Consider the following 22,483-nt stretch of genomic DNA (forward strand, 5'->3'; position numbering starts at 1 on the left):
TCAGCCCGCGGCGTAACTTTTCCTTCGTTGTAATGTAGCGGCCGTCACAGCTGGCAGGATGGAACGTATGACTTTTTCAGCAGCGGAGGACCGCTACGATTCCATGCCCTACCGCCGCGTCGGCCGCAGCGGGCTGAAGCTCCCGGCTATCTCCCTTGGCCTGTGGCACAACTTCGGCGACGACAAGCGCTTCGACGAGCAGCGGGCCATTCTCCGCCGCGCCTTCGACCTCGGCGTCAACCACTTTGACCTCGCCAACAACTACGGGCCCCCGGACGGTTCCGCGGAAACCAACTTCGGCCGGCACCTGAAAGAGGACTTCAGGCCTTACCGTGACGAACTCGTCATCTCCACCAAGGCCGGCTACTACATGTGGCCCGGGCCGTACGGCGAGTGGGGCTCGCGCAAGTACCTCATCTCCAGCCTTGACCAGTCGCTGCAACGGATGGGCCTGGACTACGTGGACATCTTCTACAGCCACCGCCCGGATCCGGAGACCCCGCTGGAAGAGACCATGGGTGCGCTGGACTACGCCGTCCGCTCCGGCAAGGCCCTCTATGCCGGCATCTCCTCCTACACACCGGAACAGACCATCGAGGCAGCCCGCATCCTGAAGGACCTGGGCACACCGCTGCTGATCCACCAGCCCAGCTACTCCATGCTCAACCGGTGGACGGAGGACGGTTCGCCCAATCTGTACGAGGCGCTGGACCAGGTGGGCGCCGGCTCTATCGCCTTCTCGCCGCTGGCGCAGGGCATGCTTACCGACCGCTACCTCAACGGCATTCCGGCAGACTCCCGTGCCGCCAAAGCCCGGTTCCTGTCCGAAGACGCCATCACTGACGAGAAACTGGAGCGCATCCGCGGCCTGCACGATATCGCCGAAGACCGCGGACAGTCGCTGGCACAGATGGCCATCGCCTGGGTCCTGCGCGACCAGCAGAAGGGTTCACCGGTCACGTCCGCGCTCATTGGTGCTTCCAGCGTCGGGCAGCTGGAGGACTCCCTCTTTGCGATCAACAACCTTGGCTTCACCTCCGAGGAACTGACAGCCATCGATGAATTCGCGGTGGAATCGGACATCAACCTGTGGAAGCAGCCAGTTTCCTGATTGTTAAGGGGGCAGGAACAATGCCCTGCCCCCTTGTGTTGGGTAGTATGAAAAGGCGCCGCGCGGCGCCATACCAGCCGGCCGCCGTCGCATCCTTCCCGACGTACCACCGGCCGGCTGACGTTTTTCCTCAAAGGAGTTCCGTGTCTTCACATCCGATCCGTGTTGCGATCGTCGGCGTAGGCAACTGCGCCGCCTCGCTGGTCCAGGGCGTCCACTACTACAAGGACGCCGATCCCAACGCCACCATTCCGGGCCTGATGCACGTTGAGTTCGGCCAGTACCACGTGGGTGACGTTGAGTTCGTCGCCGCGTTCGACGTTGACGGCAAGAAGGTCGGCCACGACCTCGCCGACGCCATCACGGCCAGCGAAAACAACACCATCAAGATCGCGGACGTGCCGCCCACCGGTGTTACCGTCCAGCGCGGCCACACCCTGGACGGCCTCGGGCGGTACTACCTCGAGACCATCGAGGAGTCCACCGAAGAGCCCGTCGACGTGGTCCAGGCACTCAAGGACGCCAACGTCGATGTCATGGTGTGCTACCTGCCGGTGGGATCGCAGGACGCCGCCGAGTTCTACGCCCAGTGCGCCATTGACGCCGGTGTTGCGTTCGTGAACGCCCTGCCCGTCTTCATCGCCGGCACCAAGGCATGGGCTGACAAGTTCACCGCCGCCGGCGTCCCGATCGTCGGCGACGACATCAAGAGCCAGATCGGCGCCACCATCACCCACCGCGTCATGGCCAAGCTGTTCGAGGACCGCGGCGTCACGCTGGACCGCACGTACCAGCTGAACGTCGGCGGCAACATGGACTTCAAGAACATGCTGGAGCGCGACCGCCTCGAGTCCAAGAAGATCTCCAAGACCCAGGCCGTGACCTCCAACGTGGAGGCCGAACTCGCTGCCAAGGACGTCCACATCGGCCCCTCCGACTACGTCCAGTGGCTCGACGACCGCAAGTGGGCCTTCGTCCGCCTCGAGGGCCGCAACTTCGGCGACGCCCCCGTCTCGCTCGAATACAAGCTCGAGGTTTGGGACTCCCCGAACTCGGCCGGTGTCATCATCGACGCCATCCGCGCCGCCAAGATCGGCCTGGACCGCGGCATCGGCGGCCCGCTGCTCTCCGCCTCCAGCTACTTCATGAAGTCCCCGCCGGAGCAGTACAACGACGACCTCGCCCGCGAAAAGGTGGAAGCCTTCATCCGCGGCGACCTGGAGCGCTAACCCCCTCTCATTTCTCGGAGCTTTTCCCGCAACGCTCTCTCACTTCTTGACCAGTTCATTTTGTGGGGGAGCGTTGCGTCTTAACCGGCGAGACCGTGTGTTGCGTCCGTGCGACGAGGGCTGGCGTGCTTCCCGCCGTCGCAACCTTCTCCAAGCCGCAGCCCCGCATGCCATACCGGACCCTCTCTCACTCCCTGCAGCTTTGGGAGCAGCGGTCTCTCACTTACCGCAACTTTCGGTACCTCCCTCTCTCACCGGTCGGCAAACCCCGCAGCAACGGGATGGTCCGGTGGCGCTGACCGCAGATGCTTTTTGATGCTCAAAATGAGTTGTTCGAATTCGTCGGCAAGATCATCCTTGCTAGCAACCAGGACAGTCCACCCCGCGGCTTCAAAAGCTTTGTCCCGGCGCCTGTCACTAAGCACCTGTGCCTCAAGGAGGTGGTGACCGCCGTCGTACTGAATTGCCAGCCGGATATGGCGGTAGCCCATGTCCGCTGTCGGTGACATGGGGTCTTGGCTCCGCAACCGCAGCTGTAGTTCCGGCTCAGGGAGGTTGGCATCCGCTATGGATAGCCGCAGGAGAGTTTCCGGCGCGGAATCGGCGCCCACGCGCATCAGATCGAGGGCTTCGCGTGCCCGGACCACTCCCTGCAGGTTCGGGTGCCGGGCCACGAGTGTGCGTAGTCCGTCCACCGTGTCGAAGGGAACTGAGCGGTCCTCAAAGTTTGGCCGCGGGATGCGGATGAGCTGATCTCCCATGCAGACCAGTTCCCCGACGGAGAGGCGCCGCGCCATGTCGAGCCAGGTTCGGGACCGGGTGCTAAGACGTATGCCGTCCACTGTGTCGATCTCCTCTTCCCGGGCGACTACGGTATGGCCGACGATGCCTTTTCGCCGCACAGAAGGAAGTGCTCTTGGCTTGCTCATGTGCAGTTCAGTTGAGTCAGCGAGCCATGCCGGCAACAACTGACAATTCAGGCGGGCAGCAGTGACGTGTGAGATCCAGGCGCCGGGCGAAGCAGCGGAGAGTGCCCGCGCGGCGGACTCAAGGTCAAAGTCCCAGCCAGCGGGCCGGTACAGTCCTCGCCCCACATGAATTACGTCCCTGTGCCTCAAGCGACCCGGAGTAATGCCGGCTGCCATCGCTGACTCGTACGTGAAAGGAGCTGCCGACAGGGGGAAAGGGAGGTGACCTTCTAAACGCATCCTTGAATTCTGGCGCTTTCGCCGTAGGGCTGCAGAAGTTATCCACAGGCGTCCGCAGTTGAACCTTCGTACGGGAGAGCGTCTTGAAAAACGGTGCAGGGAGTGAGAGAGGGTTTGGGGAATGGGCGCAGGGAGTGAGAGAGGGTTTGGGGAAAGTGTGCGGGAAGTGAGAGAGCGTCGGGGTCAGGTGAGGCCTATGGGGTTGCCGGCGTCGTCCACGTCCATGCGCAGGGCTGCGGGGCGGGGCGGCAGCCCAGGCATGGTCATTACCGCGCCGGTGAGCGCAACAATGAACCCGGCACCGGTTTTGGGCAACAGGTCACGGACATGGATGGTGAAACCTTTGGGGGCACCGAGCCGGGCTGGGTCGTCCGTGAACGAGTACTGGGTTTTGGCCATGCACACCGGGAGCCCGGACCACCCGTTCCGCTCGATTTCAGCCAGTCGTGCCAGGGCGGGGACGGAGAACTCCACACCATCGGCCCCGTAGATTTCCTGCGCAATGGTCCGGATCTTGTCCTCAACAGGCAGGCCCAGCGCGTAGAGGTGCCGGAAACTTGCCGGCCCGGCCACCGCCTGCGCCACCAGGGATGCGAGTTCGTCGCCGCCGTCTCCGCCACCACCGCGTCCCCAGACGTCCGCGACGGCGGCCGGGACCCCCTCGGCCTCGCACCACGCCAGCAGCCACTGGAGCTCCTCGTCCGAATCCGAGGCGAACCGGTTGATGGCCACCACCGGGGAAACGCCGAACTTCTCCACGTTGTGGACGTGCCGGCGCAGGTTCTCCACGCCGCATTCGAGGGCCGCAACATCCGGCGTCCCCAGTTGGTCCTTGGGCACGCCGCCGTGCATCTTCAGGGCACGCACGGTAGCCACCACCACTACGGCGGCGGGTGCCAGGCCGCCGACCCGTGCCTTGATGTCCATGAACTTCTCGGCACCCAGGTCCGCCCCGAACCCCGCCTCGGTCACCACGATGTCCGCCAACCGCCTGGCAGTCTGGGTGGCAATCAGCGAGTTGCAGCCATGCGCGATGTTGGCGAAAGGCCCGCCATGGACCAGGGCCGGAGTGCCGGCGATAGTCTGTACCAGGTTCGGCTTGACGGCCTCTTTGAGCAGCAACGCCAGAGCCCCCTGCACACCCAGGTCCGCCACGGTCACCGGGGCACGGTCATACGTGTATCCGAATGTCATGCGCCCCAGTCGCTCGCGGAGGTCGGAAAAGCCGGTAGCCAGACAAAACACCGCCATGATCTCGGATGCCACGGTGATGTCGAAGCCGTCCTGCCGCGGAACCCCCTGCCGGGGCCCGCCCAGTCCGATCACCACCTCGCGGAGGGCACGGTCGTTCATGTCCAGTACCCGCTTGAACGTAATGCGCCGGGGGTCGATATTGAGCTGGTTGCCCTGGTAGATGTGGTTGTCCACCAGAGCCATCAGCGCGTTGTTGGCCGATGTGATCGCGTGGAAGTCGCCGGTGAAATGAAGGTTGATCTCGTCCATGGGCAACACCTGGGAGTAGCCGCCGCCGGTGGCACCGCCCTTCATGCCCAGGACTGGACCTAACGACGGTTCACGCAGGGCAATCATTACCCGGTGCCCGGCCCGCGCAAGCGAATCGGCCAAACCAACGGTTGTGGTGGACTTTCCTTCGCCCGCCGGGGTGGGGGACATCGCCGAAACCAGCACCACCTTGCCAAAGGGAGGCGGCGCCTCCAGCCGGTCCGGATCGATCTTCGCCTTGTACCGCCCGTACTGCTCAACGGCATCTTCATTGATCCCTGCAGCAGCAGCAATTTCACCGATGGGCAGGATCCGGGCGGCGCGGGCAATTTCAAGGTCGGAGGGAAGTGCAGACATCGTTGTCCTTTCCCGGTGCGGGTGTCCGTACCGTGTCCGTCAAAGGTTAGTCCCTCGTCAGCCTCAGGTCCCGCACGCAGGTGCCGGGGAATTCGAGTAAAGCGACGCAGGCACCAGCACAAGCGTCAGGACGCGGGTACCGCCGGCAGCAGGCGGTGCCCCACATGGTTGTCGACGGCGGCGTGGTAGCTCTCCAGCGTGATGGCAGCCGTGCGGGCCCACCCGGAGTTCTGGGCGCGGATGGCTGCGGCCCGCCCCATGTCCTCCCGGGTAGCGGGGTCGTCGTAGAGGGCCTCCAGCGCGTCGGCCCAGTCGGCGGCGTGGTGCCCGTCCACCAGCAGCCCGGTCCGGCCGTGGAAGATGGCGCGGGAGAGCCCGCCCACCCGGGTGGCCACCACCGGAGTGCCGCAGGCTTGGGCCTCCAGCGCCACCAGCCCGAAGGATTCGCTGAAGGACGGCATCACCACAACGTCCGCGGCGCGGAACCAGGACGCAAGCTCAGGTGCCTTGACCGGCGGAAGCTGCGTGACGACGTCGTCCATCCCGGCCTCCGCCACCAGCCGCCGGAGGTTGAACTCCTTGTTGCCGCTCAGCGCACCCAGGATGGTCAGCCGCACATTGATGTCCGGGCGCCGGCGCCGCAGCAGCGCGGCCGCCTTGACCAGGATCTGCGGTCCCTTCAGGCGCTGGATCCGGCCGGCGAACAGCAGGTGGAACACGCCCGGTTCAATGCCGTGCTCCTTGCGTGACCGTGTGCGGAAAGCCGGCGTGAACGTGCTGAGGTCCACCCCGGGCGGGGCGATGTCGATGCGGTCGTACGTTCCCCCGTAGTGGGAAACGAGTTCCGCGGCCTCGGAGCTGGTGTTCGCGATCAGCCGCGCGGCGCCGTCCACGATCCGGTGCTCGCCCACCTCGCGCCGGCGCGGCTCGGGCTGCTCCCCGGATTCCAGCAGCAGGTTCTTGACCTTTGCCATGGTGTGCATGGTGTGGACCAGCGGCACGCCCCAGAGTTCGGACAGCTCCAGGCCCGCGATGCCGGACACCCAGTAGTGCGAGTGGATGACGTCGTAGCGGCCGTGCGGCTGGCGGCGGCGGATCTCTTCGATTTCGGCCACCATGTGGTGCAGCAGCTCGGGCAGCTCTTCCTTGGGGACTCTCCGGGGCGGCCCGGCCGGGACGTTGTGCACGCAGACGCCGGGATCGGGATGTTCGACGGCGGGCTGGTTGGCGGAGGTGGCGCGCGTAAATATCTCAACCTCCACGCCTGCTTCTGCCAGCGCGGAGGCCAGCTCCCGGATATAGACGTTCATGCCGCCAGCGTCACCGGACCCGGGCTGTTCCATGGGGGAGGTGTGGAGGGAGAGTAATGCGACCCTGCGGATCAATGCCACGGGACCTCCTTCCGGTCACCGGCGCGGGTTAGTGGGCACCGGATCAGTGCGCGTTCGATAAGAACACTACTCCTTCCCCTGGCGCCCGCCGGAGTCTGTTAACGCCCGCCGCCCTGCCACAGCTCCCGCAGCGCGGGGAGCGCCTGCTCGTACCGGGTCAGCAGTTCGGCCGCCAGGTCCGTGGAATCAACCAGCGGGTGGCGGGCGAAGGCCTCCAGTGCGGAACCGCGGTCGCCGTCCGTCGCGGCCCTGACCGTGAGCTGTTCCACTACCTTGACCCTGCGCAGCAGCCCCAGCTGCGGTTCCGGGGGCCGCTGCTGTGGCAGCGGCACCGCGCCGTCCGGGGTGACAGTGCAGGGGAGTTCGACGACGGCGTCCGCCGGCAATCCCGGGATGGCAACCTGGGCGCGGGGTGCTTCAGCCGGGGCCGGGCGGGACGGCGATGGCAACGAGTTGCGCGTGTTGAGGATCAGCTGCGTGTCCCCGGCCCCGGACAGGGCCCTCATCGCGGCAAGCGCCACCCTTTCGTAACCGCCGCCGGTGAGGTCCTCCTCGTCCCGGCGCTCGCCGTCGGAACGGGCTTCGGCCAGGTAGCCCTCCTCGCGGGACCGCCGGGCCTCCTCCCACAGCCGGAAAGCATCGTTCCCGGCGGCGGTGAGCCGCGGATACAGTTCCTGCTGCTGCCCGTGGATGGACTCCCCGCGGGTCAAGGCCATGGCCTGCATGGCCTTCCGGGCATCGTCGCGCCGGTACCAGTAGTAGAGGTATTCATTCGGCAGCGCACCGAGCCGGGCAAGGAAAGGCTGCGGGAACAGCCGGCCCTCCTCGAAGGACTCCAGGGCTTGCGGGTCAGCGAGCAAATCCGGCAGCACGTCCCGGCCGCCGGACTCCAGCCGGTACAGCCAGCCCAGATGGTTCAGCCCGTAGTAGCCCACGCCGTCGAGCCGCCCCTCCGGCAGGGAGACCCCGGCTGCCCGTGCGGCACGCAGCGCCAGCGCGCCCGCCGAATCGCAGATCCCAACGACCCGGCGGCCCAGCACGGGCACCAGCGCCTCGGTGACCATGCCGGCGGGGTTGGTGAAGTTGATCAGCCACGCGTCCGGACAATGCTCCTTCATCTGCCGGGCCAGGTTGAGCATGTGCGGGATGGTCCGCAGGGCATAGGAGATGCCTCCGGCGCCGGTGGTTTCCTGGCCCAGCAGCCCGAGGTCCTGGGCCACTTTCTCGTCCACAATCCGGCCTGCCGTGCCGCCGGGCCGGATGGCCGCGAACACCATCTGCGCGCCGGCCAGGGCTTCGGGAAGTCGGGTGGTGGCACGGACCGGGAGGCGGGCAGCCGGCTCCGCGGGCATGGCGCGGAGCACGGCGGTGACGGCGTCCAGGCGGGCGGCATCGACGTCGTACAACACCAGTTCGGTGGCCAGCCCGGCAAAGCGGCCGGAGGTCAGTGCCCTGTAGATCAGCGGCACCCGGAAACCCCCGCCGCCGGCAATAAGAAGCCGCATAACCAGCAGTCTAGGCCCGGCCGGACATTGGCCCTACGGCAGGCCCGGGCCACCCCTGCCGCAAAGCCGGACGGCTACTTCCGGATGTCAGCGGCAGGGCGTATCGTGCCGGACATGGACGCGATCCCAGCCCGCCCCTTCGACCCCCTGGCTGCCGTCCGCTCACCCGCTGAGCCCGGGTTTGACGTCCTCCTGGCCGGGACGGTCTTCCAGGACATCATCTTCACCGGCCTTCCGCACAGCCCGGAACCGGGCACCGAAGTCTGGAGCGACGGCATGGGCAGCTGCCCCGGCGGCGTGGCCAACCAGGCGATCGCGGCGGCCCGGCTGGGGCTCCGGACCGGCCTGGCCGCGGCGTTCGGCGACGACGGCTACGGCGACTTCAACTGGAAGATCCTTTCCAGCCAGGAGCACGTGGACCTCAGCCTGTCCCGCCGGGTCCCCGGCTGGCACTCGCCGGTCACCGTCTCGCTGTGCGTGGACAGGGACCGCTCAATGGTCACCCACGGGCACGCCGCCCCCATCACTTCCTCAGAGCTGATCGGCACCCCGCCACCGGCGCTCGCCGGGATCGCCGAGGTGGGGGTGGAGGTGGAGCCGTGGGCCAAGGCGGCGCACCAGGCGGGGGTGAAACTGTTCGGCGACGTCGGCTGGGACCCCACCGGGGAGTGGGCGCCGGTACGCCTGGAAAACCTGCAGTACTTCCACGCGTTCCTGCCCAACCAGCGCGAGGCCATGGCCTTCACCGGAAAGGATGATCCGTGGGCCGCCCTCTACGCGCTGGCGGACCGGGTTCCCGTCGCCGTGGTCACGCTGGGTCCGCAGGGTGCCATGGCAGTGGATTCGGAAACGGGGGAGGAGGAGTGGGTGCCGTCCCTGCCCGTGAAGGCCTTCGACCCCACCGGCGCGGGCGACTGCTTCGACGCCGCGTTCATAGTGGGCAGTTTGGCGGGCTGGCCGCTGGGCAACCGGCTGCGGTTCGCCAACCTGTGCGCTTCGCTGGCGGTGCAGGAGGTGGGCGGCTCCCTGGCGGCGCCGGGCTGGGGGGACATCGCGGACTGGTGGAAGCGCGCCAACGCCCGGCCGGAACGTCAGATGAGCCAGTGGCTGCGGCGCTTCGGGTTCCTCGAGGACATCATCCAGGACGTTCCGCTCGCCGCCCAGCGCAGGGCCGCGGCCACCATCGCACACCTCTCTGACGCTTAAGGCACGACGCCGGCACCCCGGGCGAGTGCCGGCATCGTACGTTCCTGCCGCGCCGTTCCGGAAACGGGCCCGCGCCGCCGTGATTATTCGGCCCGAAGCCCCGGCACTAGAATCAGTAGCGTGACTTATCCCGCAACAACCGGTGATTTCAGTGCTGCCCCCGGACCGGACCCCCGCCACGAGCGGTCCGCCGTGATCGACCTTGAGGCCATCCGGCACAACGTCCGCAGGCTCGCCGCCGCCGCTTCCCCGGCGAAGGTCATGGCCGTCGTCAAGGCGGACGCCTACGGCCACGGTGCCGTTCCCGTTGCCCGGGCAGCGCTCGAGGCCGGAGCCGCATGGCTGGGCGTCGCTCATATCTCCGAAGCCCTCGCGCTCCGGGCCGCCGGCATCGACGCTCCACTGCTGGCCTGGCTGCACACCGTGGACAGCAACTTCGGCGCGGCGGTGGCTGCCGGCGTCGATATCGGCTGCTCCGGCTGGGAACTGGACCGGATTGTTGCCGCGGCGAGGGAGCAGGAACGCCCCGCGCGCGTGCACCTGAAAGTGGACACCGGCCTGGGCCGCAACGGAGCCACCCTCGAAACCTGGGACCACCTGGTGGGCGAGGCGATGGAGTACCAGGACCAGGGGCTGCTGCGCGTCGTCGGCGTCTTCTCCCACCTGGCCGTCGCCGACGAACCCGAGCGTCCCGAAACGGACCAGCAGCTGGCCGCCTTCCGCGAGGCCCTCGCGGTGGCCGAGGACGCCGGCGTGGACCCGGAGGTCCGGCACCTGGCCAACACCCCCGCCACGCTGTCCCGGCCCGACACCCACTTCGACCTGGTCCGCGCCGGCCTGGGCATTTACGGGCTCTCACCGTTCGACGGCCAAAGCTCGGCAGAACTCGGGCTCCGCCCGGCCATGACGCTGCGCACCCTGGTCTCGCAGTGCAAGGAAGTGCCCAACGGGCAGGGCGTCTCCTACGGCCTCCGCTACCACACGGCGGGGCGCAGCACGCTGGCCCTGATTCCGGTGGGGTACGCGGACGGCGTGCCGCGCATCGCCACGGGCGGTCCCGTCAGGGTGGCCGGGAAAACGTACCCCGTGGTGGGCCGGATCGCCATGGACCAGATGGTCATCGACCTGGGCGATGTTGGGCCCGCGGGCGGGGCGCTCCTGGGCGCCGAGGCCGAGCTCTTCGGCAACGGCGACGACGGCGGCCCCACCGCCGACGACTGGGCCCGGGCCGCCGGCACCATCAACTACGAGATCGTCACCCGGATCAGTCCGCGGGTGCCGCGCCGCTTCATCAACGAACAGGACGCGTCCCCGGCCGCGCGCTCCGCTGCCCTCCACCGGGAAGGCGCCGCATGACCGCCGTCGAAGCCGTTGTGCCCAACTGGGAGAAGACCTTCACGGCGACGACGGCGGAACAGACGTCCGCGCTCGGGGCCCGGCTCGCCGGGGTGCTTGAGGCGGGGGACCTGCTGGTCCTCTCCGGCGAGCTGGGGGCCGGCAAGACGACGTTCACGCAGGGCCTGGGTGAAGGCCTGGGTGTCCGGCCAGGGATTATCTCGCCCACGTTCGTCCTGGTCCGCATCCACCCCAACCTGCCGGACGGTCCCCGGCCGGGCGGACCTGACCTGGTCCACGTGGACGCCTACCGCCTGGGCTCGGCCGCCGAAATCGATGACATCGACCTCGAGAACACCATGGACAGCTCAGTGACAGTGGTGGAGTGGGGGCACGACCGGGTGGAGCACCTGAGCGAGAGCAGGCTCGAGATCGACCTGCACCGTGCCATCGGCCTGGGCGGACTGGAAGCCGGCGGCGGCGTTGTGGAGCCCGGCGGCACCCTCGATTTCGACGACGAAGACACGGATGAGCCGCGGAACATCGTTATGCGCGGCTACGGTCCGCGTTGGCCGGCTGCCCCGGAGCTGGGCACCGCGGAAGGGAACCACTGATGCTGATCCTCGCCATTGACACTTCCGCCGTTGCCAGCGCGGCCCTCGTCTCGGACGATGTCCTGGAAGGCGTGGTGGCCAGCTTCTCCACCGAGGACACCCGCAGCCACGCCGAAGTCCTCGCCCCGGGCATCGACAACATGCTGGCAGCCGCCGGTGTCACCGGGAGTGGCATCGATGCCCTGGTAGTGGGCGTGGGGCCTGGTCCGTTCACCGGTCTGCGGTCCGGGATCGCGACGGCGCGCACCCTGTCCTTCGTGTGGGGCAAACCGCTGCACGGGCTGATGAGCCTGGATGCGGTAGCCCTGGAAGTGGCCGAGTCCACCGCCGCCGTCCCCGAATTCCTGGTGGTCACCGACGCCCGGCGTAAAGAGGTCTACTGGGCGCGCTACACACTGGCCGAAGGCCAACTGCCACAGCTCGAGGACGGGCCGCACGTCGGGTTCGCCGCGGATCTGCCGGACCTGCCCGCCTTTGGCGCAGGGGCAGGACTATACGAGGACACGTTGAAGGCGGTGCCCGACTTTGCCCTGGAGCAGCCCGACGCGCTGTACCTCGGCCAGTTCGCGCTGGCGCGGCTGGCCGCCGGCAACGGACTCCTCGACTCCACGCCCCTGTACCTCCGGGAATCCGACGCACAGGTGCCCGGACCGCGGAAGAGGGCCCTGTGAACGACGCGCACAACCGCAACCCGGCCCAGGGTGCCCGCCTGGACGGCATCGTGATCCGGGACATGGCCCTTGAGGACGTGCCCGCCGTCAATGCCCTTGAGCAGCAGCTCTTTCCCGTGGACGCCTGGCCGCTGCAGATGTTCCTCGACGAACTGGCCCAGCCCGAAACCCGCCGCTACTTCGTGGCCGAGGCCGGCGAAGGCATTGTTGGTTACGCCGGCGTGATGTGCATCGAGCCCATCGCGGACATCCAGACGATCGCCGTCGTCCCCGGCTATGAGGGCCGCGGCATCGGCAGGACGCTGCTCACCGGCCTCATCGACGAGGCGAGGCGCCGGAACGCCGCGGATGTGCTGCTGGAAGTGCGCGCGGACAACCCGCGGGCGCAGCAACTGTACCGGCGCTTCGGATTCGAACAGATCCACGTCCGCCCCCGCTATTACCGCGACGGCGTCGACGCCCTGATCATGCGGCTCCAGCTCGTCCCCGAGGCGGAAACACACGAAGGAAACCAGCCATGAACCGCACCCAGCCACTGGTCCTGGGCATCGAATCGTCCTGCGACGAGACCGGCGTCGGTCTTGTCCGGGGAACCACCCTCCTCACCAACACCGTGTCCTCGTCGATGGACGAGCATGTCCGGTTTGGCGGCGTCATCCCGGAGATAGCCTCCAGGGCGCACCTGGACGCGTTCGTTCCCACCCTCGAGCAGGCCCTTTCCCAGGCCGGCGTAACTCTGGACGATGTCGACGCCATCGCCGTCACGTCCGGCCCGGGCCTGGCGGGGGCACTGATGGTCGGGGTCTGCGCGGCAAAGGCGCTGGCCGTGGCCACCGGCAAGCCGCTGTACGCCATCAACCACCTGGTGGCGCACGTGGGCGTGGGGCTGCTGGACGGCAAGGACGGCAATGCCCCGGAACTTCCCGGGAACCTGGGCGCGCTGCTGGTCTCCGGAGGCCACACCGAGATCCTGAAAATCAACAGCATCACGGACGACGTGGTCCTGCTGGGCTCCACAATCGACGACGCCGCGGGCGAGGCCTATGACAAGGTGGCCCGCATCCTTGGGCTCGGCTACCCGGGCGGCCCGGCCATCGACAAGATGGCCCGCACCGGAAACCCCAAGGCAATCCGCTTCCCCCGGGGCCTCAGCCAGCCCAAGTACATGGGCACCGCGGAAGAACCCGGCCCGCACCGCTATGACTGGTCCTTTAGTGGCCTGAAAACCGCCGTGGCACGTTGCGTGGAACAGTTCGAGGCCCGCGGCCAGGAGGTGCCGGTGGCGGACATCGCCGCCGCCTTCCAGGAAGCCGTGGTGGACGTCATCTCCTCCAAGGCCGTGCTGGCCTGCCGGGAGCAGGGCATCAAGGATGTCCTGCTCGGCGGTGGTGTGGCAGCAAACTCACGGCTCCGCGAACTGACCCGCCAGCGGTGTTCCTCCGCGGGTATCACGCTGCATGTGCCGCCGCTGGACCTCTGCACGGACAACGGCGCCATGGTGGCCGCGCTGGGAGCGCAGCTGGTGATGGCCGGCATCGAACCGAGCGGCATCAGCTTCGCCCCGGACTCGTCCCTGCCGGTCACCTCGGTTTCGCTCCCCGCCTAAAACCCCACTTGCCCTAACAAATTTGGTTCTCAAACAGGGGGGGTGGGGGGACCATACCTGACAAGCAACGGGGAGGATCAGGCGGTGGGCCCGTTCCGCATCTGCTTGACCAGGTCCAGGACCACGGCCTGCAGGTTGCCGCCGTTCCCGGCTGCGACGCGGCGCTGGCGCTGGTAGCCCGCGCCGCGGCGGATGATCTTCTCCACGTCGGCAAGCTCGTCCGAGCAGCGCAGCTTCGCGGCCACCGGCTCCAACCGGTTCAGGGTCTCCAGCAGGTGGTCAGTTACCAGCTGTTCCTTGCCGGCGGCGTCAAGGATGATGATGGCGTCCATGCCGTACCGCGCGGCGCGCCACTTGTTCTCCTGCACGTGCCACGGCGGCATGGTGGGGATGCTGCCGCCGTAGTCCAGGGTGGTGGAGAATTCGTCCACCAGGCACTGGGTGAGTGCGGCGATGGCGCCCACCTCCTCCAGGGTGGCCAGGCCGTCGCAAATGCGCATCTCGATGGTCCCGAGGGCAGGCACCGGCCTGATGTCCCACCGGATTTCCGAAATGGTATCGATAACGCCGGTAGTGAACATGTCCTGGACGTAGGACTCGTATTCCTCCCAGGACGGAAACTGGAACGGCAGTCCCGCCGTGGGCAGCTGCTGGAACATCAGGGCGCGCTGGGACGCGTAGCCGGTGTCCTCGCCACCCCAGAAGGGGCTGGACGCGGACAGCGCCTGGAAGTGGGGGAAGTAGTTGACCAGGCCGTCCAGGACCGGGAGGACCTTGCTGCGCCGGTCCAGCCCCACGTGCACATGGACCCCGTAAATCACCATCTGCCGGCCCCACCACTGCGTGCGGTCAATCAGCTTGGCATAGCGTTCCTTGTCCGTCACAGGCTGCAGCTGCGGCGGGCTGAACGGGTGGCTGCCCGCGCAAAACAGTTCCACGCCCATGGGATCGGTGATTTCGCGGACAGCGGCGAGGGACCGGCTGAGGTCCTCCTTGGCTTCCGCCGCAGTCTCGCAGATCCCCGTGACCAGTTCCACGGTATTCAGCAGCAGTTCCTGCTTGATGTGCGGGTGTTCGTCGTTCTCGTTGAGTTCGGGATGGCGGGAGGCGACGCCGCGCAGCACCTGGTTGGCCACCGAGGCGAGCTCGCCCGTTTTGCCGTCCACCAGCGCGAGCTCCCATTCAACACCGAGGGTTGACTGCCTCGATGGAGCGAACTCAATTTTCACGCGTTTCCTTACTGTCCGGTGGCCGCTGGCTGCGCCGCTTCCGGGCTGCTGCCGGCAGGCGATCGGGTGTTTCAAGTCTATAGCGCAGGGGTAGCATCCTAATGATGTCTCCGTTCCCCAGCCTGCGTGACAGTTCACACAAAACTATTCTCCTCATCGCCGCCCTATCCACCATGGCACTTGCTTCCTGTACCGCCGCACCGGCTCCTGGCCCGTCGTCGTCCGCTCCCGGCGCGGGGGCTTCTGCCTCGGCGCCCGCTTCGCCAACACCGCGTCCGACGCCGTCCCAACCCACCGCGTCCCCCTCACCGGATCCGGGTTCCCGGCCCTTGGGTTGGGGCCCGCAGCAGCGGGACCAGGACGCAGCCGCCGCGGCTGTTGCCGGGATGACCATCGAGGAAAAAGCCGGGCAGGTCCTGCTGCCGTTCTATACGGGCAACCAGGTGGAGGCCCATGCCGCCACCATCGAACGCTTGCACCTTGCGGGCTCGATCATCATGGGCGACAACGTTCCCAGGGATGCGCAGGGCAACGTGGATGTGGCCGGCATGGGTGCCATCAACCGCCGGCTGGCGCAGGCTGCCGCTGCCGACGGCGACCCTTGGCCTGGAATGATCGGCGTGGACCAGGAGGGCGGCATGGTGGCCCGCCTTGGTCCGCCGCTGACGGAATGGCCGGCTCCCATGAGCTACGGCGCAGCCGGCAGCGAACCCCTGACCCGGGAAGCCGCGCAGGGCCTCGCCGGTGAATTGGTGCCGCTTGGCTTCAACGTCGATTTCGCCCCGGACACCGACGTCACCATGGGGCCCATGGACCCCACCATCGGGGCGCGGTCCATGTCCGCCGACCCGGCCCTGGCTGCCGCGCATGGAGTCGCGTTTTCGCAGGGCATGCTGGCGGCAGGCGTGCTTCCGGCCGTCAAGCATTTCCCGGGGCATGGGTCCGTGACCGCGGACTCCCACCACAGCATGCCCACCCAGCCAGCCGCCGTCGAGGAACTCCGCGGCAGGGACTGGAAGCCCTTCCAGGCGGCCATCGACGCCGGCACGCCTATGGTGATGACCGGGCACATCGCCGTGCCTGCGCTGGAACCGGGCGTCCCGGCGTCGCTCTCCGCGCCCACGTACGCAGCGCTGCGCGGGCTCGGCTTCAAGGGCGTGGCCGTAACGGATGCGCTCAATATGGGCGCCGTGACCAAGCAGTACCCGAACGGTACGGCGGCGGTGATGGCCCTCGTTGCCGGTGCCGACCTCCTGCTGATGCCGGCCGACGTCGCGCAGGCCCACGCCGCCATCGTCGGGGCCGTCAAGTCCGGCAGCCTTCCCGCGGCGCGGCTGGACGAGGCAGTCCTGCGCGTGGCAACCATGATGACCTGGCAGGGCCGGCGCGGTACCCCGCCGGGAGTCCCGGCGGGCGGTGCCGCGCCCGTGTCCGCCCGGGTCTCGGCCGCGGCAGTCACGGTGGTTTCCGGGCCATGTGCCGGACCCCTGGTTCCCGGAGCCGTCCGGGTGGCAGGCGGCAGGCCCGGTGACCGGCAGCGGTTTGAGGCGGCAGCCGCACGGGCCGGGCTCGCGTTAGGCTCGGGGCCGGTGGTGAACCTGATCGGGTTCGGCGGGCGGCCCGGGGGAGGGGACATCGAGGTGGCGCTGGACGCCCCGTGGGCGCTGCAGGCTTCCCCTGCCCCGGTCCGGCTGGCACTGTACGGGCGCACCGACGCCGCGTTCGACGCACTCGTTGCCGTGCTGGCAGGGAAGGCGCCGGCCCCCGGAAACCTGCCCGCCGCCGTCGGAACCCTTCCGCCCGGAACCGGCTGCCCCTAGCCCTGCCGCGCGCCCCCAACTGACTCGCAGTTAACGTAGCGATTCGCCCGGTTTCGCTGCGTTATCTGCCAGCCAGTTGGGAAACGCGTTTAATAGTCAGGTGCCCATTCTGAATAAAGACATGACCCTCTGCATCTCGCTCTCAGCCCGCCCCAGCAACAACGGAACAAGGTTCCACAACCACCTCTACGAACAGCTGGGACTCAACTGGATCTACAAGGCGTTCGCCCCCACCAACCTGGAACAGGCCATCGCCGGGGTGCGCGGGTTGGGCATCCGCGGCTGCGCCATCTCGATGCCGTACAAGGAGGACGTCATCGCCCTCATCGACGAGATGGACCCCTCTGCCAAAGCCATCGACTCCGTCAACACGATCGTGAACACGGACGGCCACCTCAAGGCCTACAACACTGACTACACCGCCATCGAGCAGCTGCTCGCCGCCAACTCGGTGCCTACCGGCTACTCCGTCCTGGTCCAGGGGGCCGGCGGGATGGCCAAGGCCACGGTGGCGGCGCTCCGGGACGCCGGCTTCAAGGACGTTACGGTGATCGCGCGAAACGAAAGCACCGGGCGGGCGCTGGTGGACCAGTACGGCTTCCAGTGGCGGGCAGCGCTCGACGGCGGCACGGCGGACCTGATCATCAACGTCACCCCCTTGGGCATGGCGGGCGGGCCGGAAGCGGACACGCTGTCCTTCCCTGCCGGGGCGGTTGAAGCGGCGACGATCGTTTTCGACGTCGTAGCACTTCCCGCGGAGACCCCGCTCATTCAAGCGGCCCGCGCCGCAGGCAAGCCCGTGATCACCGGGGCGGAGGTGGCGACCATCCAGGCGCTGGAACAGTTCGTGCTCTACACCGGGGTGCGGCCCAGCCCGGAGCAGGTGCGCGCTGCCGAGGAATTCATGCGCGCACAGTAGGCGCTACTGGGGGTCCGGGACTGGATCCACCACGATGGCCACACGGTCCTCCCCTATGCGGGTCAGGACCAGGGTGGCCGTCTTCCCGGCACCCTTCTTACCTGCGGTTCTCCCTGGGGCAAGCAGCTGCTTCCGCAGTTCCTCCGGCGTGACCGCCATCCCGCGCTTCTTGATGTCCAGCACCGTGATGCCTTCCTGCTTCACCCAGGCCTTGAGCGCCTTGACGTTGTATGGCATCACCTCCCGGACCTGGTACGCCCGGGCGAACGGCGTGTCCAGCAGGCCGGGGGAGCAGATGTAGGCGATGTGCTCGTCCACCAGGTGTCCGCCAAGCTCAAGGGCGACGTCCGCCACCAGCCCCGCCCGGATGACGGCGCCGTCAGGTTCGTAGAGGTAGCCCTCCACCGGCCCCACGGGTGCGGCCGGTCCGCCGCCGAAGTCCTCGGCGCTGGTCAGCTCGGCGGCGCCGCCGGGCCCCAGGACAAGTGCCGAGCGGCGGATTCCCGGGCGGCGGACGGCGTTGAACCACAGCGCCGCCTCGGTCACGTCACCGCCAACGGATACCCACTGGGCTTCGCAGTTGCCGGGGACCGAATCATGCGGCATGCCCGGTCCCATTTTCACGCCCACCGCTTTCCCGGCGGCGGCGAGGCCTTCCACGAAGGACAGCGGCGGCGAAAAGGCCTCCGGGTCCCAGATCCGTTTGGTGCCCGATGTGGAGGTGACCCGACGGGCAGGGTCCAGCCAGACGCCGTCGATCCCGTCCAGCGGCACCGTTGTGGCGTCCGCGTGCACCACCGTCGCGTTGGGGAAAGGGATGAGGTTGACGGTGGCGCAGGCGGCGGTGGTTTCGTCCATTTCCACTGCCGTGACGGTGATGTCGAGGGAGGCCAGGGCAAGCGAGTCAGCACCGAGGCCGCACCCGAGGTCTGCCACATGGCCAATGCCGGCAGCGGCGAACCGCTGCGCGTGCCGGGCGGCGACATTGAGGCGTGTGGCCTGTTCCAGCCCGGCCTGAGTGAACAGCATCTGGCCCGCGAATTCGCCGAACTTTGCTTCCGCCTTGGTGCGCAGCCTGGACTGGGTGAGCACGGCGGACACCAGTTCGGGGGTATGCCCGGCCTTGCGCAACGCTGCATTCAGTTCGAACGAGGCGTCCTCCCGGTAGGGCTTTAGGGACGCCAGAAGATCCCAGCCTTCCGGGGTGAGCAGGGGTGCTATTTGGTCCTGTGGAGCTTGGGGCATGGGCTCCAGCCTAGTGGAGGAGCGTCGTCGAGGATGTGGATAGGGTTGAAACCATGGAAGACAGCTCGAGGCCCCCTCAGTCCGGAGAACACCAGCCCACGGACAGGGGTCCCGCCAGGTACGCGCGTCCGGTGCTGATCGCTGCATCCGTGGTGGCGGTGACCTGCATCGTGCTGCTGGTGATCATTTTCTTCCTGGACACCTTCAATGCCACGGTCTATTCGGTGGGCGGCAACAGCATCCAGGACGACACCCAGGAAGCCCGCGACATCCGGGGCCTGTATACGGGCGCCCGCACCGGGAGCATCGTTTTCCTGGTTGCCTCCCTGCTGGCAGCCGCCGCGGCAGCAGCGGTCCTCTACCGGGGCAGGAACCGGGGCCCGCGCGATTCCGACGGCGGCGAGGACGTGGATTTCGACGACCTGGGCCGCTGAGGCCGCTGCCCGGCACTGGTCAGCAGGACACCCGAGATCACCAGGATGCCGCCCAGCACCTGTGCCGAAGTGATGGGCTGGCCCAGCAGCACCGTGATGATGGCGGTAAAGACGGCGATCAGGTTCAGGTAGTTGCCGGCGTTGGCAGCCGTGGTCCTCTTCAGCGCAAGGTTCCACAGCAGGTAGGAGCCCAGCGACGGGAACAGGGCGATGAACGCAAGGGACCAGCCTTCGGCGGGAGCGGAGGGCAGGCCCGCCCCGGCAGCCGCGGCCACGGGCGTCAAAACTACAGCTGCCAGCGCCACCTGCACCGCCGTGGAGGTGATGGCCGGCAGGGTAAGCCGGCGGGCGATGATCGTGTAAAAGCCCCAGACGGTGATCGCAGCGAGGATCAGCAGTTCGCCGGTGTTGATCGAGAATGTCAGCAGGCGCTGCAGGTCACCGCCGGTAAGGACCAGCAGAACGCCTGCGAGGCCCAGCCCGATGCCCACCCAGCTCACCGGCCGCGGCCGGTCCTTCATCAGCACTACGGCCAGCACCATAATGAGTGCCGGATTCGCCGCCGTCACCAGGGAAGCGTTGAGCGCCGAGGTGTGCTGGAGCGCGCTGTACAGCAGCAGGGTATAGCCGCTCATGCCCAGGGCACTCAACAGGAGCAGGACCGGCCACTTGCGCAGCACCGCCTTCCAGTCCGGCCGGTCGATGACCTGTGCCAGCAGAAGGAGCGGGACGGCAGCCAGTGCCCAGCGCCAAAAGGTCAGCTGCAGCGGCTGCATGGACTGCATGGCGGCCTGTCCTACTACAAAGTTTCCGGCCCAGAACAGGTTGGCAAGGATCAGGTACATGGCGGCTCGCACCGGTTCAATGTACACGCCCTCGCGTCCGCCAATGACGAAACGCTGGCACTCGCCTTGACCGAGTGCTAACCCTTACATAGAGTCTTCATTAGCACTCTCCCTAGTAGGGTGCTAATACTGAAGAGCTGCCAGCCAGGCTGCTGCCGGCACCGCGACGACGGTTTGCCAGCCACGGCGGAAAGCTTGCCAAGTCCACGAATTTGCTGACGAAAAGGAGAGGTCCGAGTGTCGGTCTCTATTAAGCCTCTTGAGGATCGTATCGTTGTCCGCCCGCTCGAAGCCGAGCAGACCACGGCTTCCGGCCTGGTGATCCCGGACTCCGCACAGGAGAAGCCCCAGGAAGGCGAAGTTGTTGCAGTAGGCCCCGGCCGCTTCGAAGACGGCAACCGCGTCCCGGTCGATGTAGCTGTCGGCGATGTCGTCATCTACTCCAAGTACGGCGGAACCGAAGTCAAGACCGGCGGCACCGAGTACCTCGTGCTCTCCGCCCGCGACGTCCTGGCGATCGTCGTCAAGTAACTCTTTCGGAATCCCCGTGCCGCCGGCCATGCTTTCTGCTGCCCGGCAGTGCGGGGTTCTGTCTTGAAAGGACACCACCATGGCAAAGCAGCTTGCGTTTGAAGACGCTGCCCGCCGGTCCCTTGAGGCCGGCATCGATAAACTCGCCAACACCGTCAAGGTGACGCTCGGCCCGCGCGGCCGCAACGTCGTTTTGGACAAGAAGTGGGGCGCGCCCACCATCACGAACGACGGCGTCACCATCGCCCGCGAAGTCGAGCTGGATGACCCGTACGAGAACCTTGGCGCGCAGCTGGCCAAGGAAGTCGCCACGAAGACCAACGATGTTGCCGGTGACGGCACCACCACCGCGACGGTCCTGGCCCAGGCACTGGTCAAGGAAGGCCTGCGCAACGTTGCAGCCGGGGCGGCCCCCGGCCAGATCAAGCGCGGCATCGAGGTTTCGGTTGAAGCCGTTGCTGCCCGCCTGCTGGAGAACGCCCGCCCCGTCGAGGGCACCCAGGTGGCCAGCGTCGCCTCCATTTCCGCGCAGAGCGACGAGGTTGGTGAACTGCTCGCCGAGGCTTTCGGCAAGGTGGGCAAGGATGGTGTGATCACCATTGAGGAATCCTCCACCACGCAGACCGAACTGGTCCTCACCGAAGGCATGCAGTTCGACAAGGGCTACCTGTCCCCGTACTTCATCACCGACGCGGACCGCCAGGAAGCCGTCCTCGAGGACGCCCTCATCCTGATCAACCAGGGCAAGATCTCCTCGCTGCAGGAATTCCTGCCGCTGCTGGAGAAGGCACTGCAGGCTTCCAAGCCGCTGTTCATCATCGCCGAGGACGTCGAAGGCGAGGCCCTGTCCACGCTGATCGTCAACCGCATCCGCGGCACCCTCAACGTTGTGGCCGTCAAGGCTCCGGGCTTCGGCGACCGGCGCAAGGCCATGCTGCAGGACATCGCCACCCTCACCGGTGCGCAGGTTGTTTCTCCGGAGCTGGGCCTGAGCCTGGACACCGTTGGCCTTGAGGTGCTGGGCACCGCCCGCCGCATCACGGTCACCAAGGACAACACCACCATCGTTGACGGCGCCGGCTCCGAAGAGGACGTTGCCGCCCGCGTGGCCCAGCTCCGTGCCGAGCTGGCCCGCACCGATTCCGACTGGGACCGTGAAAAGCTCCAGGAGCGCCTGGCCAAGCTGGCCGGCGGCATCGGTGTCATCAAGGTTGGCGCTGCCACCGAGGTTGAGCTGAAGGAAAAGAAGCACCGCATCGAGGACGCCGTTTCCTCCACCCGCGCTGCCCTCGAGGAAGGCATCGTCTCCGGTGGCGGTTCTGCCCTGATCCACGCCCTCAAGGCACTCGATGAGGACCCGGCTGTCCAGGCCCTCGAAGGCGACGCTGCAGCAGCTGTCGGCATTGTCCGCCGCGCCCTGACCCAGCCGCTGCGCTGGATCGCCCAGAACGCCGGCTTCGACGGCTACGTCATCGTGGCCAAGGTTGCCGAGCTCGAAGCGAACCACGGCTTCAACGCCAAGTCCGGCGAGTACGAGGACCTGATTGCTGCGGGCGTCATCGACCCCGTCAAGGTCACCCGTGCCGCCCTGCGCAACGCAGCCTCCATCGCTGCCCTGGTTCTCACCACTGAGACCCTGGTTGTCGAGAAGGTTGCCGAGGAAGACGAACACGCAGGCCACAGCCACTGATCTCCCCTTCGGTGAGCTCCCAGGCACACAGAAA

At 67.3% G+C, this 22,483-nt stretch carries 20 protein-coding genes; 13 read left to right on the forward strand and 7 right to left on the reverse strand.

Annotated elements, in window-relative coordinates; genetic code table 11:
* The first annotated feature begins 67 nt into the window (after positions 1–67).
* Positions 68–1,111: an L-glyceraldehyde 3-phosphate reductase gene (gene mgrA / locus FDW83_RS03660; protein WP_138136240.1), complete on the forward strand. Its 1,044-nt coding sequence runs from the start codon at positions 68–70 to the stop codon at positions 1,109–1,111.
* A gap of 143 nt (positions 1,112–1,254) precedes the next feature.
* A complete protein-coding gene (locus tag FDW83_RS03665; RefSeq protein WP_138136241.1) occupies positions 1,255–2,340 on the forward strand; it encodes an inositol-3-phosphate synthase in 1,086 nt (361 codons plus the stop codon).
* A gap of 251 nt (positions 2,341–2,591) precedes the next feature.
* On the opposite strand, the gene FDW83_RS03670 is transcribed toward FDW83_RS03665, so the two are convergent.
* The 4 genes from FDW83_RS03670 to FDW83_RS03685 form a co-directional block, all read right to left on the reverse strand.
* On the reverse strand, positions 2,592–3,269 hold the full coding sequence (locus FDW83_RS03670) for an endonuclease domain-containing protein (protein ID WP_370281157.1): 678 nt from the start codon (positions 3,267–3,269) through the stop codon (positions 2,592–2,594).
* 462 nt (positions 3,270–3,731) lie between these two features.
* A complete protein-coding gene (locus FDW83_RS03675) occupies positions 3,732–5,408 on the reverse strand; it encodes a formate--tetrahydrofolate ligase (RefSeq protein WP_138136243.1) in 1,677 nt (558 codons plus the stop codon).
* Positions 5,409–5,533: 125 nt separating this feature from the next.
* Positions 5,534–6,799, reverse strand: coding sequence for a D-inositol-3-phosphate glycosyltransferase (mshA, locus tag FDW83_RS03680; protein WP_138136244.1), 1,266 nt, complete (start codon positions 6,797–6,799; stop codon positions 5,534–5,536).
* 98 nt (positions 6,800–6,897) lie between these two features.
* The gene (locus FDW83_RS03685) at positions 6,898–8,304 is read right to left on the reverse strand and encodes a 6-phospho-beta-glucosidase (RefSeq protein WP_138136245.1); all 1,407 of its coding nucleotides are present in this window, start codon (positions 8,302–8,304) and stop codon (positions 6,898–6,900) included.
* A 114-nt stretch (positions 8,305–8,418) separates the two neighbouring features.
* Here FDW83_RS03685 and FDW83_RS03690 point away from each other — a divergent pair, with 114 nt between their 5' ends.
* The 6 genes from FDW83_RS03690 to tsaD all read left to right on the forward strand — a co-directional run bounded on the left by FDW83_RS03690 (position 8,419) and on the right by tsaD (position 13,736).
* The gene (locus tag FDW83_RS03690; RefSeq protein ID WP_138136246.1) at positions 8,419–9,510 is read left to right on the forward strand and encodes a carbohydrate kinase family protein; all 1,092 of its coding nucleotides are present in this window, start codon (positions 8,419–8,421) and stop codon (positions 9,508–9,510) included.
* Between the two features lie 120 nt (positions 9,511–9,630).
* Positions 9,631–10,866, forward strand: coding sequence for an alanine racemase (gene alr / locus FDW83_RS03695; protein WP_138136247.1), 1,236 nt, complete (start codon positions 9,631–9,633; stop codon positions 10,864–10,866).
* Complete coding sequence (tsaE, locus tag FDW83_RS03700; protein WP_138136248.1) at positions 10,863–11,459, forward strand: tRNA (adenosine(37)-N6)-threonylcarbamoyltransferase complex ATPase subunit type 1 TsaE; 597 nt, start codon at positions 10,863–10,865, stop codon at positions 11,457–11,459. The genes alr and tsaE overlap by 4 nt, the downstream gene beginning before the upstream one ends.
* Positions 11,459–12,130, forward strand: coding sequence for a tRNA (adenosine(37)-N6)-threonylcarbamoyltransferase complex dimerization subunit type 1 TsaB (tsaB, locus tag FDW83_RS03705; RefSeq protein WP_138136249.1), 672 nt, complete (start codon positions 11,459–11,461; stop codon positions 12,128–12,130). Before tsaE ends, tsaB begins: the two co-directional genes overlap by 1 nt.
* 62 nt (positions 12,131–12,192) lie before the next feature.
* Positions 12,193–12,651, forward strand: coding sequence for a ribosomal protein S18-alanine N-acetyltransferase (gene rimI, locus FDW83_RS03710; protein ID WP_138136461.1), 459 nt, complete (start codon positions 12,193–12,195; stop codon positions 12,649–12,651).
* The gene (gene tsaD, locus FDW83_RS03715; RefSeq protein WP_138136250.1) at positions 12,648–13,736 is read left to right on the forward strand and encodes a tRNA (adenosine(37)-N6)-threonylcarbamoyltransferase complex transferase subunit TsaD; all 1,089 of its coding nucleotides are present in this window, start codon (positions 12,648–12,650) and stop codon (positions 13,734–13,736) included. The genes rimI and tsaD overlap by 4 nt, the downstream gene beginning before the upstream one ends.
* Before the next feature lie 77 nt (positions 13,737–13,813).
* On the opposite strand, the gene FDW83_RS03720 is transcribed toward tsaD, so the two are convergent.
* Positions 13,814–14,965, reverse strand: coding sequence for a glutamate--cysteine ligase (locus FDW83_RS03720; protein WP_138136251.1), 1,152 nt, complete (start codon positions 14,963–14,965; stop codon positions 13,814–13,816).
* 386 nt (positions 14,966–15,351) lie between these two features.
* Between FDW83_RS03720 and FDW83_RS03730 the strand changes: the two genes are divergently transcribed.
* Both FDW83_RS03730 and FDW83_RS03735 read left to right on the forward strand, forming a co-directional pair.
* Positions 15,352–16,785: a glycoside hydrolase family 3 protein gene (locus tag FDW83_RS03730; RefSeq protein WP_138136252.1), complete on the forward strand. Its 1,434-nt coding sequence runs from the start codon at positions 15,352–15,354 to the stop codon at positions 16,783–16,785.
* 100 nt (positions 16,786–16,885) lie between these two features.
* Complete coding sequence (locus FDW83_RS03735) at positions 16,886–17,704, forward strand: shikimate 5-dehydrogenase (protein WP_255469932.1); 819 nt, start codon at positions 16,886–16,888, stop codon at positions 17,702–17,704.
* Between the two features lie 3 nt (positions 17,705–17,707).
* Here FDW83_RS03735 and FDW83_RS03740 read toward each other — a convergent pair whose 3' ends face one another.
* Entirely contained in the window at positions 17,708–18,949 is a 1,242-nt protein-coding gene (locus FDW83_RS03740; RefSeq protein ID WP_138136253.1) for a class I SAM-dependent methyltransferase, read from the reverse strand.
* Between the two features lie 53 nt (positions 18,950–19,002).
* Here FDW83_RS03740 and FDW83_RS03745 point away from each other — a divergent pair, with 53 nt between their 5' ends.
* Complete coding sequence (locus tag FDW83_RS03745; RefSeq protein WP_138136254.1) at positions 19,003–19,383, forward strand: hypothetical protein; 381 nt, start codon at positions 19,003–19,005, stop codon at positions 19,381–19,383.
* On the opposite strand, the gene FDW83_RS03750 is transcribed toward FDW83_RS03745, so the two are convergent.
* Complete coding sequence (locus tag FDW83_RS03750) at positions 19,308–20,240, reverse strand: DMT family transporter (protein WP_171027436.1); 933 nt, start codon at positions 20,238–20,240, stop codon at positions 19,308–19,310. The genes FDW83_RS03745 and FDW83_RS03750 overlap by 76 nt on opposite strands.
* Positions 20,241–20,465: 225 nt before the next feature.
* On the opposite strand from FDW83_RS03750, the gene groES reads away from it, so the two are divergent.
* Positions 20,466–20,759, forward strand: coding sequence for a co-chaperone GroES (gene groES / locus FDW83_RS03755; protein WP_003805290.1), 294 nt, complete (start codon positions 20,466–20,468; stop codon positions 20,757–20,759).
* Between the two features lie 79 nt (positions 20,760–20,838).
* A complete protein-coding gene (groL, locus tag FDW83_RS03760; RefSeq protein WP_138136255.1) occupies positions 20,839–22,449 on the forward strand; it encodes a chaperonin GroEL in 1,611 nt (536 codons plus the stop codon).
* The last annotated feature ends 34 nt before the right edge of the window (positions 22,450–22,483 follow it).

The sequence above is a fragment of the Pseudarthrobacter sp. NamE2 genome (assembly GCF_005796205.1).
Taxonomy (GTDB): Bacteria; Actinomycetota; Actinomycetes; order Actinomycetales; family Micrococcaceae; genus Arthrobacter.